Origin of the sequence: Pseudomonas sp. efr-133-TYG-5 (assembly GCF_030209175.1) — a bacterium.
Lineage (GTDB): Bacteria > Pseudomonadota > Gammaproteobacteria > Pseudomonadales > Pseudomonadaceae > Aquipseudomonas.
In genome coordinates this window covers 296066-309422 of the sequence record NZ_JARVSM010000007.1, presented here as the reverse complement: position 1 = coordinate 309422, position 13357 = coordinate 296066, and the positions used below count along the sequence as shown (strand labels likewise).

At 63.0% G+C, this 13357-nt stretch carries 13 protein-coding genes and 1 pseudogene; 9 read left to right on the top strand and 5 right to left on the bottom strand.

The features are described 5' to 3' along the window. Positions 1–81: 81 nt before the first annotated feature. Positions 82–645: a helix-turn-helix domain-containing protein gene (locus QRN70_RS23445; RefSeq protein ID WP_285420262.1), complete on the bottom strand. Its 564-nt coding sequence runs from the start codon at positions 643–645 to the stop codon at positions 82–84. On the opposite strand from QRN70_RS23445, the pseudogene QRN70_RS23440 reads away from it, so the two are divergent. The 7 genes and pseudogenes from QRN70_RS23440 to QRN70_RS23410 all read left to right on the top strand — a co-directional run bounded on the left by QRN70_RS23440 (position 640) and on the right by QRN70_RS23410 (position 7953). Continuing rightward, positions 640–1669 (top strand): annotated as a pseudogene (locus QRN70_RS23440) (DMT family transporter). The gene QRN70_RS23445 and the pseudogene QRN70_RS23440 sit on opposite strands and share 6 nt — an antisense overlap. A 226-nt stretch (positions 1670–1895) precedes the next feature. After that, positions 1896–4814: a monovalent cation/H+ antiporter subunit A gene (locus QRN70_RS23435; protein ID WP_285420260.1), complete on the top strand. Its 2919-nt coding sequence runs from the start codon at positions 1896–1898 to the stop codon at positions 4812–4814. After that, positions 4814–5158, top strand: a complete 345-nt coding sequence (locus QRN70_RS23430; RefSeq protein ID WP_003192163.1) for a Na+/H+ antiporter subunit C — start codon at positions 4814–4816, stop codon at positions 5156–5158. The genes QRN70_RS23435 and QRN70_RS23430 overlap by 1 nt, the downstream gene beginning before the upstream one ends. Then, positions 5155–6834, top strand: a complete 1680-nt coding sequence (locus QRN70_RS23425) for a monovalent cation/H+ antiporter subunit D (protein ID WP_285420259.1) — start codon at positions 5155–5157, stop codon at positions 6832–6834. Before QRN70_RS23430 ends, QRN70_RS23425 begins: the two co-directional genes overlap by 4 nt. Continuing rightward, the gene (locus tag QRN70_RS23420; protein WP_285420258.1) at positions 6831–7319 is read left to right on the top strand and encodes a Na+/H+ antiporter subunit E; all 489 of its coding nucleotides are present in this window, start codon (positions 6831–6833) and stop codon (positions 7317–7319) included. Before QRN70_RS23425 ends, QRN70_RS23420 begins: the two co-directional genes overlap by 4 nt. Beyond that, positions 7316–7594 carry a K+/H+ antiporter subunit F gene (locus QRN70_RS23415; protein WP_090284207.1) on the top strand — a complete coding sequence of 93 codons (279 nt, stop codon included), beginning with the start codon at positions 7316–7318 and terminating at the stop codon, positions 7592–7594. The genes QRN70_RS23420 and QRN70_RS23415 overlap by 4 nt, the downstream gene beginning before the upstream one ends. Then, positions 7591–7953 carry a Na+/H+ antiporter subunit G gene (locus QRN70_RS23410; protein ID WP_285420257.1) on the top strand — a complete coding sequence of 121 codons (363 nt, stop codon included), beginning with the start codon at positions 7591–7593 and terminating at the stop codon, positions 7951–7953. The genes QRN70_RS23415 and QRN70_RS23410 overlap by 4 nt, the downstream gene beginning before the upstream one ends. A gap of 96 nt (positions 7954–8049) precedes the next feature. On the opposite strand, the gene QRN70_RS23405 is transcribed toward QRN70_RS23410, so the two are convergent. Further along, positions 8050–8490 (bottom strand): DUF3995 domain-containing protein, encoded by a 441-nt coding sequence (locus QRN70_RS23405; RefSeq protein ID WP_285420256.1) that lies wholly within the window; start codon positions 8488–8490, stop codon positions 8050–8052. Positions 8491–8584: 94 nt separating this feature from the next. Here QRN70_RS23405 and QRN70_RS23400 point away from each other — a divergent pair, with 94 nt between their 5' ends. Together QRN70_RS23400 and QRN70_RS23395 are read left to right on the top strand one after the other, a co-directional pair. Continuing rightward, on the top strand, positions 8585–8971 hold the full coding sequence (locus QRN70_RS23400) for a DUF2946 domain-containing protein (RefSeq protein WP_285420255.1): 387 nt from the start codon (positions 8585–8587) through the stop codon (positions 8969–8971). A 90-nt stretch (positions 8972–9061) separates the two neighbouring features. After that, entirely contained in the window at positions 9062–11194 is a 2133-nt protein-coding gene (locus QRN70_RS23395) for a TonB-dependent receptor (RefSeq protein WP_285420254.1), read from the top strand. 123 nt (positions 11195–11317) lie between these two features. On the opposite strand, the gene QRN70_RS23390 is transcribed toward QRN70_RS23395, so the two are convergent. From QRN70_RS23390 to QRN70_RS23380, 3 genes are all read right to left on the bottom strand, one after another. Next, positions 11318–12334, bottom strand: a complete 1017-nt coding sequence (locus QRN70_RS23390) for an ABC transporter substrate-binding protein (protein ID WP_285420253.1) — start codon at positions 12332–12334, stop codon at positions 11318–11320. 128 nt (positions 12335–12462) lie between these two features. Next, on the bottom strand, positions 12463–12660 hold the full coding sequence (locus QRN70_RS23385; RefSeq protein WP_285420252.1) for a hypothetical protein: 198 nt from the start codon (positions 12658–12660) through the stop codon (positions 12463–12465). A 5-nt stretch (positions 12661–12665) separates the two neighbouring features. Continuing rightward, a complete protein-coding gene (locus QRN70_RS23380) occupies positions 12666–13136 on the bottom strand; it encodes a hypothetical protein (protein ID WP_285420251.1) in 471 nt (156 codons plus the stop codon). Positions 13137–13357: the final 221 nt, after the last annotated feature.

The following is a 13357-nucleotide window of genomic DNA, read 5'->3' as shown; positions in this document are numbered from 1 at the left end:
TCAGTAAGTTGCGAGACATAGCTGAAAATTGATTGAAGTCGAAATACGCAAAATGTTTATTCACTGTCGGCCGGGCAACAGTCAGATCACCACGTTGCGTACGAAGCGCGTCGCCACGTCGCCGTCATTGCGATAGCTGTGCGGCTGGTTGCTGGCGAACATGAAGAACTCGCCGGCAGCGATGGTCTGCGGCTGATCGCCCAGCATCAGGGTCAAGCAACCGGCGAAGACGAAAATCTGCTCGCTCCAACCGTCGGCATCGGGTTGCGAGGGATAGACCTCACCCGGTTGCAGGCACCATTCCCACTGCTCGACTTCGCGGGTGGCGGTTGCCTTGGACAGCAGCACCGCCTTGCTCCCGGGAATGCTGCCGGCCCAGGCCAACTCGTTGATGCGGCTCGGATCGCGGTTGTCGGGGGCCTGGATCAGATCGCTGAACGCCACGTCGAGGGCTTCGGCGACCCGATCGAGGGTGGTCAGGCTGACGTTCTTCTCACCGGCCTCGATAGCCACCAGCATGCGCCGGCTGACCCCGGACTTTTCGGCCAGGGTCGCCTGGCTCATGTCGGCGGCATGACGCAGGCGGCGTACGTTCTGGCTGACGTGTTGCAGGACGGACGCCCGTTGCGTGGAATCTTTGTGCACTATATTGCTCACTGGCTGGGGTTGGGCAGTATACTGCGCAACATTTGGCGCATTGTGCGTCCCCTCTTCCACAGCGCGCAAGGTCATGATGTCAGCCCACTCTCCTCGAAACTCCTCGCGGTTCTTCCGGTTCAGCACAGCCGAGTGCGTTCTGGTGCTGATTACCATGGTCTGGGGTGGCACCTTTCTGTTGGTGCAGCACGCCATGACCGTCAGCGGCCCGATGTTTTTCGTCGGCCTGCGTTTTGCCGCGGCGGCGAGCATTGTCGCGCTGTTTTCCTGGAAACACCTACGCGCGCTGACCCTGTTCGAACTCAAGGCCGGCGCGTTCATCGGTGTCGCGATCATGCTCGGCTATGGCTTGCAGACAGTTGGCCTGCAGAGCATCCCGAGCAGTCAGTCGGCGTTTATTACCGCGTTGTACGTGCCGTTCGTGCCGCTGCTGCAGTGGCTGGTGCTGGGCCGGCGGCCGGGGTTGATGCCGAGCATCGGCATCATGCTCGCGTTCAGCGGCCTGATGCTGCTCTCGGGGCCGTCCGGCGCGGCGCTGAATTTCAGCGCCGGAGAAATCGCCACGCTGATCAGCGCCATCGCGATAGCCGCGGAAATCATTCTGATCAGCACCTACGCCGGTCAGGTCGATGTGCGTCGGGTGACCGTGGTGCAGCTGGCCGTGACGTCGCTGCTGGCGTTCCTGATGGTGGTGCCGACCGGCGAGGCGATCGCGGATTTCTCCTGGCTGTTGCTGGCCTCTGCGCTGGGCCTAGGCGCGGCGAGTGCGGCCATTCAGGTGGCAATGAACTGGGCGCAGAAAAGCGTTTCGCCCACCCGCGCCACCCTGATCTACGCCGGCGAGCCGGTCTGGGCAGGCATCGTCGGGCGCATCGCCGGCGAGCGTTTGCCGGCGATTGCCCTGCTCGGCGCGGGGTTGATCGTGGCGGCGGTGATCGTCAGCGAGCTGAAAACCAAGGGCAAGGATGCCGAAGAGGTATTGGAGAATCTCGAGCAGGAAACCGAGCGCTGACTCCGCATCCTCCTGAGATCGCAGCTTTCGCCAGCGCCTGCCGGGGAATGCACAGGCCTGCCGGGAATCCCGGAAGCTGCGATTTTTCTTATGCCCGCATCAGCCTTGAAACAAGGCCAAACAGAAGTTTTGCGACTATTTTGTAGGATTCTGAGACATCCTCGCGTTTGGTGATCCGGGAGCTGGCACGTATGATGCTTCACAAACTTCCGCAGATTAGAAGCCTATGTCCCTGATAGTTCTACTGCTTCTGCCTTTTGTGGGCAGCTGTCTGGCAGCGGTGCTGCCGCACAACGCGCGAAATACCGAATCCCTGCTCGCTGGCCTGGTCGCCCTGATCGGCACCGTCCAGGTCGCGTTGTTGTACCCGCAAATCGCCCACGGCGGCGTGATCCGCGAAGAATTCATGTGGCTGCCGAGCCTGGGCCTGAACTTCGTCCTGCGCATGGACGGCTTCGCCTGGCTGTTCTCGATGCTGGTGCTGGGCATCGGCACCCTCGTCTCCCTGTACGCCCGTTACTACATGTCGCCGGACGACCCGGTGCCGCGTTTCTTTGCGTTTTTCCTGGCGTTCATGGGTGCCATGCTCGGCCTGGTGATCTCCGGCAACCTGATCCAGATGGTGTTTTTCTGGGAGCTGACCAGCCTGTTCTCGTTCCTGCTGATCGGCTACTGGCACCACCGCCACGACGCCCGCCGTGGCGCGTACATGGCGTTGATGGTCACCGGCGCCGGAGGATTGTGCCTGCTGGCGGGGGTCATGATCCTCGGCCATGTCGTCGGCAGCTATGACCTGGACAAGGTCCTGGCCGCCGGCGATCTGATTCGCGCACATGCCCTCTACCCGATCCTGCTTCCCCTCATTCTTATTGGCGCACTGAGCAAAAGTGCGCAGTTCCCCTTCCACTTCTGGCTGCCGCATGCCATGGCGGCGCCCACCCCGGTTTCGGCTTACCTGCATTCGGCGACCATGGTCAAGGCCGGGGTGTTCCTGCTGGCGCGCCTGTGGCCATCGCTGTCGGGCAGTGAAGAATGGTTCTACATCGTCAGCGGCGCCGGGGCCTGTACGCTGTTGCTCGGCGCGTACTGCGCCATGTTCCAGAACGACCTCAAGGGCCTGCTCGCCTACTCGACCATCAGCCACCTGGGCCTGATCACCCTGCTGCTGGGCCTGAACAGCCCGCTGGCCGCCGTGGCGGCGGTGTTCCACATTCTCAACCACGCGACCTTCAAGGCCTCGCTGTTCATGGCCGCCGGGATCATCGACCACGAAAGCGGCACCCGCGATATCCGCAAGCTCAACGGCCTGTTCAAACTGATTCCGTTCACTGCCACCCTGGCCATGGTTGCCAGTGCGTCGATGGCTGGCGTGCCGCTGCTCAACGGCTTCCTGTCGAAAGAGATGTTCTTCGCCGAAACGGTGTTCATCAATGCCACGGCCTGGGTCGAGGCAGCACTGCCAATCGTCGCGACCATCGCCGGCACCTTCAGCGTCGCCTATTCGCTGCGTTTCACGGTCGACGTGTTCTTCGGCCCGACCGCCACCGACCTGCCGCACACCCCACACGAACCGCCGCGCTGGATGCGTGCGCCAGTCGAACTGCTGGTGTTCACCTGCCTGCTGGTGGGGATTTTCCCGGCGCAGGTGGTCGGCCCGTTGCTCGCTGCCGCCGCGTTGCCCGTGGTGGGCGGCGTGCTGCCGCCATACAGCCTGGCGATCTGGCACGGTCTGAATGCGCCGATGATCATGAGCCTGATCGCCATGTCCGGCGGCATCCTGGTCTACCTGCTGCTGCGCAATCAGCTCAAACGCGGACGCTTCAAGTACCCGCCGCTGGTGGGCCGTTTCAACGGCAAGCGCCTGTTCGAGCGCAGCCTGGTGGCGATGATGCGCCTGGCCCGACGGCTGGAGCGGCGGATCGGCACCAAACGCCTGCAGGCGCAGCTGTTCCTGATGGTGTTGGCGGCGGTGCTCGCCGGGTTGATCCCGATGCTGCACAGCAGCCTGAGCTGGGGCGATCGGCCAAAGATCCCCGGTTCGATCGTGTTCGTGACCCTGTGGCTGCTGGCAATTGCCTGTGCGCTCGGCGCCGCGTGGCAGGCCAAGTATCACCGTCTCGCCGCCCTGACCATGGTCAGCGTCTGCGGCCTGATGACCTGCATCACTTTCGTCTGGTTCTCGGCGCCGGACCTGGCCCTGACGCAACTGGTGGTCGAGGTGGTAACCACTGTGCTGATTCTGCTTGGTCTGCGCTGGCTGCCGCGGCGGATCGAAGAAGTTTCGCCGTTGCCCAGTAGCCTGCGCAAAGCCAAGGTGCGACGCCTGCGCGACCTGTTACTGTCGATTGCGGTCGGCGGCGGCATGGCCTTGCTGAGCTACGCGATGCTGACCCGGCAGACGCCCAACGACATTTCCTCGTTCTACCTCAGCCGCGCCCTGCCCGAGGGCGGCGGCAGCAACGTGGTCAACGTGATGCTGGTGGACTTCCGTGGCTTCGACACCCTCGGTGAAATCACCGTCCTGGTAGCGGTGGCGCTGACCGTGTTCGCTCTGCTGCGACGCTTCCGCCCGCCGAAAGAAAGCCTGCAACTGCCCGCGCAGCAACGTCTGCTGGCACCGGACGTGGTAACCGATCTGGTCAACCCGCGCTCGGCCAGCGACACCGCGCTGGGCTTCATGATGGTGCCGGCGGTGCTGGTGCGCCTGTTGCTGCCGATTGCCCTGGTGGTGTCGTTCTACCTGTTCATGCGCGGGCATAACCAACCGGGCGGCGGTTTTGTGGCTGGGTTGGTGATGTCGGTGGCGTTCATCCTGCAATACATGGTCGCCGGCACTCAGTGGGTCGAAGCGCAGATGAGCCTGCGGCCGCTGCGCTGGATGGGCACCGGGCTGTTGTTCGCCACGGTCACCGGTCTGGGCGCGATGGCGGTCGGTTATCCGTTCCTCACCACGCATACCTGGCATTTCGCCGTGCCGCTGCTGGGTGACATCCATATCGCCAGCGCGCTGTTCTTCGACGTCGGCGTGTACGCCGTGGTGGTCGGCTCGACCTTGCTGATCCTCACCGCCCTCGCCCACCAATCGGTGCGGGGTCACAAGACCGCCGCCCTGCCCAAATCCGTCGCCAGCAAAGGAGCCGTCTGATGGAAGAAGTCATCGCAATCGCCATCGGCGTGCTCGCCGCGTCCGGCGTCTGGCTGATCCTGCGGCCACGGACCTTCCAGGTGGTGATGGGCCTGTGCCTGCTGTCCTACGGCGTCAACCTGTTCATCTTCAGCATGGGCAGTCTGTTCATCGGCAAGGAGCCGATCATCAAGGATGGCGTGCCGCAGGATCTGCTCAATTACACCGACCCGCTGCCACAGGCCCTGGTGCTGACGGCCATCGTCATCAGCTTCGCCATGACCGCGTTGTTTCTGGTGGTGCTGCTGGCTTCCCGGGGCTTGACCGGTACCGACCACGTCGATGGCCGGGAGCCTAAAGAATGATGGCGATGACTCACCTGATCGCCGCGCCGATCCTGCTGCCGCTGCTGACCGCCGCGATCATGCTGATGCTCGGCGAAAAGCACCGGCCGTTGAAAGCCAGGATCAACCTGTTCTCCAGCATCGTTGGCCTGTTCATTTCGGTAATGCTGCTGCAATGGACGCAGACCACCGGCGTGCCCGGTTCCATCGGCGTCTACCTGCCGGGTAACTGGCAAGTGCCGTTCGGCATCGTGCTGGTGGTCGATCGGCTGTCGGCGCTGATGCTGGTGCTGACCGGCATCATCGGAGTCAGCGCACTGTTGTTCGCCATGGCGCGTTGGGACGGCGCCGGTTCGAGCTTCCACGCGCTGTTCCAGATCCAGTTGATGGGGCTGTACGGCGCCTTCCTGACCGCCGACCTGTTCAACCTGTTCGTGTTCTTCGAAGTGCTGCTGGCGGCGTCCTATGGCCTGCTGCTGCACGGCTCGGGGCGGGCACGGGTGTCGTCGGGCCTGCATTACATTTCGATCAACCTGCTGGCCTCGTCGCTGTTCCTGATCGGTGCTGCGCTGATCTACGGCGTCACCGGCACGCTGAACATGGCCGACCTGGCGCTGAAGATTCCGCTGGTGCCAGAAGCCGACCGTGGTCTGTTGCATGCCGGGGCGGCCATCCTTGCGGTCGCATTCCTGGCCAAGGCCGGGATGTGGCCGCTGAATTTCTGGCTGGTGCCGGCCTACTCCTCGGCCAGCGCGCCGGTGGCGGCGATGTTCGCGATCATGACCAAGGTCGGCGTCTATACCCTGCTGCGGCTGTGGACGCTGCTGTTCTCCGGTCAGGCCGGTGCCTCGGCCTACTTCGGTGGCGAGTGGCTGATCTACGGCGGCATGGCCACCATGGTCTGCGCCGGCGTGGCAATCATCGCCGCGCAACGCCTGGAGCGCATGGCCAGCCTGAGCATCCTGGTGTCGGCGGGGATTCTGCTGTCGGCAGTGGGTTTCGCCCAGCCGAACCTGATCGGCGCGGCGCTGTTCTATGTGGTCAGCTCGACCCTGGCCCTGAGCGCGCTGTTCTTGCTGGCGGAACTGATCGAACGTTCGCGCTCGGCCAACGAGATCCCGCTCGAGGACGAGAGCGAACTGCTGCCGCGCCCACAGGAATCCCTGCAACCGCCCAAGGGCATCAACCTCGACGACGAGCAGAAAGCCGTGGTCGGTCAGGTGATCCCATGGACCATGGCGTTCCTCGGCCTGAGCTTCATTGCCTGCGCGCTGTTGATTATCGGCATGCCGCCGCTGTCCGGGTTCATCGGCAAGCTCAACCTGATCGGCGCCCTGCTCAATCCGGCGGGCCTGGGCGTGGCCGAGCCGATCTCGATGGCAGCCTGGGCCTTGCTGGCGCTGCTGATCCTGACCGGGCTGGGCTCGCTGATGGCCTTCGCGCGCGTGGGCATCCAGCGTTTCTGGACGCCCGAAGAGCGCCCGTCGCCGCTGCTGCGCAAACTCGAATGCGCGCCGATTTTCCTCCTGCTCGGGCTGAGCATCGCCCTGACCTTCAAGGCTGAACCGCTGCTGCGCTACACCCAGGCCGCGGCCGACGCGCTGAACAATCCTCAGCAGTACGTGATGGCGGTGCTCGGCACGCGCGCCGTACCCAGCCCGGAAGCCAAGGCTGCGCTGCTGGAGGTACAACCATGAAGCGTCTGTTCCCTGCGCCGTGGTTATCCCTGGCCCTGTGGCTGCTGTGGCTGGTGCTGAACCTGTCGGTCAGTCCGGGCAACCTGTTGCTCGGCGCTGCGCTGGGGTTCTGCGCCCCGTTGATGATGCGCAAGCTGCGCCCGAAACAGGTCAGCGTCCGCCGCCCGCTGACGATCCTGCGGCTGTTCCTGCTCGTGGGCCGTGACGTGGTGATGTCCAACCTGATCGTCGCCTGGGGCGTGCTCAATGCCGGTCGCCGTCCGCTGCGCTCGCGCTTCGTCAAAGTGCCGCTGGACCTGCGCGACGCCAACGGCCTGGCCGCACTGGCGATGATCTGCACGGTGGTGCCCGGCACGGTGTGGTCGGAACTGGCGCTGGATCGCAGCATCCTCCTGCTGCACGTCTGGGACCTGGATGACGAGGCGCAATTCATCCGCCATTTCAAGGAAACGTACGAACAGCCATTGATGGAGATTTTCGAATGAGCCCGTTGCTGTCGAACGCGATCCTGCTGACGCTGTTCCTGTTTTCCCTGGCCATGGTGCTGACCCTGATTCGCCTGTTCAAAGGGCCGTCGGCGCAGGATCGGGTACTGGCGCTGGACTACCTGTACATCGTCGCCATGCTGATGATGCTGACCCTGGGCATTCGCTACGCCAGCGATACCTACTTCGAAGCGGCGCTGCTGATCGCGCTGTTCGGCTTCGTCGGCTCGTTTGCCCTTGCGAAATTCCTCCTGCGTGGCGAGGTGATCGAATGAATGCGCAACTGTCTCTCTGGGTGGAAATCCCGGTGGCGATCCTGCTGCTGCTCAGCGGTGTGTTTGCCCTGATCGGCGCCCTCGGCCTGCTGCGCATGAAGGATTACTTCCAGCGCATGCACCCGCCGGCATTGGCCTCGACCATCGGCGCGTGGTGCGTGGCGCTGGCATCGATCATCTGTTTTTCCGCGCTGAAGTCCGGTCCGGTGCTGCATGCGTGGCTGATCCCGATCCTGCTGTCGATCACCGTGCCGGTGACCACCCTGCTGCTGGCGCGGGCAGCGTTGTTCCGCAAGCGCATGGCCGGGGATGATGTACCGGCCGAGGTCAGCAGCCGCCGAACCGAGAGCGGCGGTTAGGTCCTTTTAAAGATCGCAGCCTAGGGTGGCGCCTACAGACATTGGCTTTGCCACCTCGGCGCTGTCCAAGGCTGCGATCCGTGCTTGCGAGTCACCTCAAACCCAGGCCACCGCCAGCAACCCCGCCCCCAGCGCCGCGCACAGCGGCGAATACAACCAGGTATCGAGCCGGGCAAACCTCGAATCCTTCACTTCCTTGAAGAAACCCACCAGATTCGAATCGCCAATCGCCCGCGCGAACATCAGCAAGGCAATCGCGCTGATCACCCATTGCAGCGCCGGGTGCTGCACCGCCGGCATTCCCCACCCGACGCGCAGGCACACCAGCCCGGCAATCACCAGCAACGCCCCCGCCACCAGCAACGTCATCCAGCCGGACGGGTTGAACGCCGGTCGCACCGTCGTCACCAAACCCTGCACCGGCACTTGCGGCACCGCCGCCACCGCTGCCCATTGCCCACCCAGCGCCCAATACACATGCACCAGGCTGATCGCCGCGAATATCGTCACCAGCCATTGAGCCAACACAAAGGTCATGGTCGAGAATCCTTGAAAGGGATTTGAACAAAACATCCTAGTCGGCATTTTTTGATGTGCACGACCGGTCGGCGGTGGGGTAAAGTGCCGCCCCATGAAATTCACCCGTTCCGATCGCTCACTGCTGGCCTGGATGCTCTATTGCTGCGTCCTGTTCAACGTGTTCGCCTGCAGCATCGGTCACGGACAAATGGTCGGCATGCAGCTCAACGGTATCGGCGGCCAGTTCTGCGCAGTCGACCCGGCGACGCAAGCGCCACTCGCCGCCAACCCTGACGAAGAACAACTGCCGACCCTGGCCAAGGCCTTCGGATGTCCGCTGTGCTCCACCGGCGGCATGGGCCCGGCGTTCAACTCCAGCCTGACCCTGGCGATCCTCCCGGAACAACACAGCCCGCCGCTGCCGGCCATTGTCAGCGCCGACCTCCCCGCCCGCTTCACCTGGCCTTCAGCCAACCCTCGCGCCCCACCGTTCGCCTGAGTGTCCTTGCCGTGTTCCGTTCAGCCCACTGCGCCGATGCGCGGCGTTGGCCTGTGCGCTGATTCCTAGACAAGCATTCAGGATTCACCCATGAAACATCTCACCTTGCTGACAACCCTGTGCGGCTGCCTGTCCGTCAACGCCTGGGCGCAATCCAGCGTGGAACTGGCGCCGATCACCATCGATGGCGAATCGGCTCTCGAACCGGGCCTGAGCCTCGATCAAGCCAGCGGCATGGCCTCGCGCCTCGGCTTGAGCGTGCGCGATACCCCGGCCTCGGTGGCCGTGGCCAACCGCAACGACATCGAACGCCACGGCGCGCAGAACTTCCAGGACGCCGCCAACACCCTGCCCGGCGTCAACGCCAGTGCTCCACCGGGGTTCGGCGGCTTCGTTTCCTATCGTGGCTTCACCAGCAGCCAGATCACCCAGATGTTCAACGGCGTCAACGTCTCCGGTGGCCTGGCGCGGCCGGTCGACGCCTGGATCTACGAGCGGGTGGAACTGGTCGGCGGCCCATCGTCATTGATCAACGGCGCCGGCTCGGTCGGCGGCTCGCTGAACTACGTGACCAAACTGGCGAGCCGCGACGAGCAGACCGTCGAAGGTCGCGTCAGCTACGGCAGCTACGACACCCGCGAGACCGCGTTCGGCGTCAATCATGCACTGACCGAGCCGAGCGCCGAGGTGCAGCACTACGCGCGCCTGGATGTCAGCCACAACACCAGCAATGGCTATATCGACCGCCAGCAGCGCGATGCCTGGAGCGTGGCGTTTTCCCTGCTCAGTGACCTCACGCCGAACCTGTCGCACACCCTGGCCGTGGAATATCAGGACGAGCATGAGGACAGCCCGTACTGGGGCACGCCGGTGCTCAACCCGAAGGCCGGCGAACTGAAGATCGACAAGCACAACCGCTTCAACAACTACAACGTCGAGGACGGCCGCTACGAGCAGCGAACGATCTGGGTGCGCTCGATCGTCGACTACCGGATCAACGACAGCACCACGCTGCGCAACACCCTGTACCACCTCGACAGCCAGCGCGATTACCGCAACCTGGAAACCTATCAGTACAACGCCGACAACAGCGCAGTGAACCGCTCTACGGCGTATCAGGTGCGGCATCAGGGCGAGCAGAACGGCAACCAGTTCGAACTGCGCCACGACAACAGCCTGTTCGGTCTCGACACCACGTGGTCCGGCGGCTTCGAGTACAAGGTCAACCAGACCACCAACTCGCCGCTCAACGTCAAAGGCACAAGCAGCGTGGACCCGAACAACTACCGGCCGGGGCATTTCTACGACATCCCCGGAACGATGCCGGGGTTCGTCAGCGACAAGACCAACGAGGTCACCACCAAAGCCCTGTTCGCCGAAAACCGTTTGGCGCTGAGCGACAAACTGGCGCTCCTCACGGGCCTGCGTTACGACGATATCGACCTCGACGTGACCAACCATCGCACCGTCACCGCGAGCAATCCGCATCACCTCAAGCGCAGTTGGCAGCCGGTCACCGGGCGCGTCGGCCTGACTTACCAGTTCCTGCCGTCGGCCAACGTCTACGTGCAATACAGCACCGCCGCCGAACAGCCCAACGGCACCCAAGACTTCGACGTGTCCACCGGCAGACAATGGGAAATCGGCAGCAAGTTCGACTACCTGCAGGGGCGCGGCTCGGCCACCGTGGCGGCGTACACCATCGAGCGCAAGGACTTCGCCGTCACCGACCCACTGGACCCGACCAGCAGCATTCCGGTTGGCCAGCAGACGTCCAGAGGTATCGAGATTGCCAGCTCCCTGCGCATCACCGACAAGCTGCTGGCCGAGGGCAATTTCGCCTGGGTCGATGCGCAGTACGACGACTTCACCGAGAAGAATGCCGCCGGGGTGGTGGTTTCACGCAAGGGCAATACACCGACCAATGTTCCGCAGCGGGTCGGCAATCTGTGGTTGAGCTATGATTTTTCGCCGCAATGGCAAGGTGGGGTCGATGCACGCTACGTGGCATCGGTGTTCGCCGACACGGCCAACACCCTGACCGTGCCGTCGTACACGCTGTTTGGCAGTTTTCTCAGCTACAAGGTCGATGCGCACACCACCGTCACCGGACGCGTGCGCAACCTGACCAATGAGGTGTATGCCGAATTTGCCCATGTCTCGCCGGCGTATTACCTGGGAACGCCACGCACCTTCGAGCTGGCGGTGCAGACGCGGTTCTAGCCTGGCAACACCCTGCAGGAGCTGGCGAAGTCTGCGTTCGGTTGACCGCTGACAATCAACGTCAACAGCTTGCACGCTTTACCGGCACCTGCAGGTGGCCGTCGCGTAAACGACGGCTCTACCTTATTGCAGGCTGGCGGCAACCTTGTCCGCCACGTCCTTCGGCACCCACGCCTGCCAGACGTCCGGATGCGCCTTCATGAACGCCTCCGCCGCTTGCCGTGGCGCTGTGTGTTTCTCGCTCATGTCGGCCAGGGCCTTGTTCAGGTCGTCAATCGGGAAGTCGACCTTACTGAAGAACCCGGCAATTTCCGGGTGCTGCTTCTGGAACGGCGTGGACACGCCAATCGACAGTTTCGAGGCCAGCGAACGGGTAGGTTTCGGATTGGGATTGTCGGCGTCGGTGAGGGTCTTCCAGGCTTCGGCGTCGAAGGCCGGTTCTTCGAGCTGCACCAGTTTGAACTTGCCGAGCAACGGTGTTGGCGACCAGTAATAGAACAGCACCGGTTTGCCGCGACGAATCGACGAGCTGATCTCGGCGTCCAGCGCCGCGCCGGAACCACTGCGGAAATTGGTGAAGTCATCCTGCAGGCCGTAGGCGGTCAGCTTCTGTTTGTTGACCACTTCCGACGTCCAGCCAATCGGGCTGTTGAGGAAGCGGCCCTTGCTCGGGTTTTCCGGGTCCTTGAACACGTCCTTGTATTTCTTCAGATCGCTGACGCTGCGCAGATCCGGTGCCAGTGGCTTGATGCCCTTGGCCGGGTCGCCCTTGATTACGTATTCCGGCACCCACCAGCCTTCGGTGGCGCCCTTGACCGTATCGCCGAGACTGGCGACCTTGCCCTCGGCTTCGGCCTTGACCCACACCGGACTGCGCCCGGCCCACTCTTCGCCAATGACCTGGATGTCATTGTTGGCCAGCGCAGTCTCCAGGGTGATGGTGGTGCCCGGTAGCGTGTCGGTGGGCAGCCCGTAGCCCTTCTCGACGATGATCCGCAGGACATCGGTGATCAGGCTGCCGCTTTCCCAGTTCAGGTCGGCAAAGTGAATCGGCGCAGGCGCCGCGTTGACCGCCGGCACCGTCGCCAGCAAACCGAATGTGGCCACACCTGCGGCCAGCAACCGTCGAAATCCGTTCATGCTTTTGCACCTCGTGCTGTTCACAGCAATAGCAGGATGGCCTGACAGAAGACCGCAAGCCTCTGAATACTCAGTCAACTGACTGTAGACGAGGTTCCTGGTTTTTCCGGGCCATGCACTGGACGAGGTTACGAATCAGACATTTCCTGCAAGCGTTGCAGCTCGCGTCTGACCATCGCGGCGTATTCCGCCGGGCGCAAGGTGTAGATCTGCGAGGCCACCCAGCCCAGCCACGCGCCTTGCAGTTCGGCCTTGGAGGCGAACAGGCGTTGCGCTTCTTCACGGGCACGGTCGAGGTGTTGCTGGTGGAAATCGGCGCGGCTCACCACCGTCACTCGCTGGCCTTGAACGACACCAGTTCGCCCTTGCGCCACTTGGCGGCTTTGGCGGTGACGGCTTTCAGCGTCTTGGTCAGGCCTTCCTGCAATTGCTCGTGGGCGGCGAACACGGTGACCGCGCTATGGCCTTCCTTGAGCACGATGCCGTGGCCGTCGGCTGTGTCGACAAAGGCGTAGTCGCCGATGCCGTAAACGGTCAGCTTGATCTCGCGAAAACGGATCTCCAGCTTGCCACCCTCGCGGCTCGGCAGCACCGAAGCGCTGAAGTGATCGCCAACCTTGAGCTTGAGCCCGGGTTTGTCATCGACCACCAGGGCCGATTCGGTATCGAGTTCGGCGACATAAATGCCTTCCGGGTTCTGTTCGGTGACGTAAACAAAACGCGATTGAAACTGCTTGACCAGCTTTGCACGCAAATCACCCAGCACGAACAAAGCATGCATATCGAGATTACTGACTGCCAAAGAAACATCCCCAATCTGAAAAGAGTGCCGTACACGAAAAACGCCCACGGCGCAAAACGGCCCGGTGGTCATGCCACATACACAAATAAATGCCTGGAGGGAGCGGAACGCTCATCCATCGCGATGGTTCGCAAGACTACTGGAATACCACGCGCGAAACCTGCACCGACGTTCGCCAAAGGTTGAAGGAAAACGCGTCACAGGCAGCCAGAGAAAACTGA

Bases quoted from the DNA above. Each gene is read 5' to 3' on its own strand.
- QRN70_RS23435 (WP_285420260.1), top strand. From the start codon at position 1,896: ATGTCCCTGATAGTTCTACTGCTTCTGCCTTTTGTGGGCAGCTGTCTG.
- QRN70_RS23430 (WP_003192163.1), top strand. From the start codon at position 4,814: ATGGAAGAAGTCATCGCAATCGCCATCGGCGTGCTCGCCGCGTCCGGC.
- QRN70_RS23425 (WP_285420259.1), top strand. From the start codon at position 5,155: ATGATGGCGATGACTCACCTGATCGCCGCGCCGATCCTGCTGCCGCTG.
- QRN70_RS23420 (WP_285420258.1), top strand. From the start codon at position 6,831: ATGAAGCGTCTGTTCCCTGCGCCGTGGTTATCCCTGGCCCTGTGGCTG.
- QRN70_RS23415 (WP_090284207.1), top strand. From the start codon at position 7,316: ATGAGCCCGTTGCTGTCGAACGCGATCCTGCTGACGCTGTTCCTGTTT.
- QRN70_RS23410 (WP_285420257.1), top strand. From the start codon at position 7,591: ATGAATGCGCAACTGTCTCTCTGGGTGGAAATCCCGGTGGCGATCCTG.
- QRN70_RS23405 (WP_285420256.1), bottom strand. From the start codon at position 8,490: ATGACCTTTGTGTTGGCTCAATGGCTGGTGACGATATTCGCGGCGATC.
- QRN70_RS23400 (WP_285420255.1), top strand. From the start codon at position 8,585: ATGAAATTCACCCGTTCCGATCGCTCACTGCTGGCCTGGATGCTCTAT.
- QRN70_RS23395 (WP_285420254.1), top strand. From the start codon at position 9,062: ATGAAACATCTCACCTTGCTGACAACCCTGTGCGGCTGCCTGTCCGTC.
- QRN70_RS23390 (WP_285420253.1), bottom strand. From the start codon at position 12,334: ATGAACGGATTTCGACGGTTGCTGGCCGCAGGTGTGGCCACATTCGGT.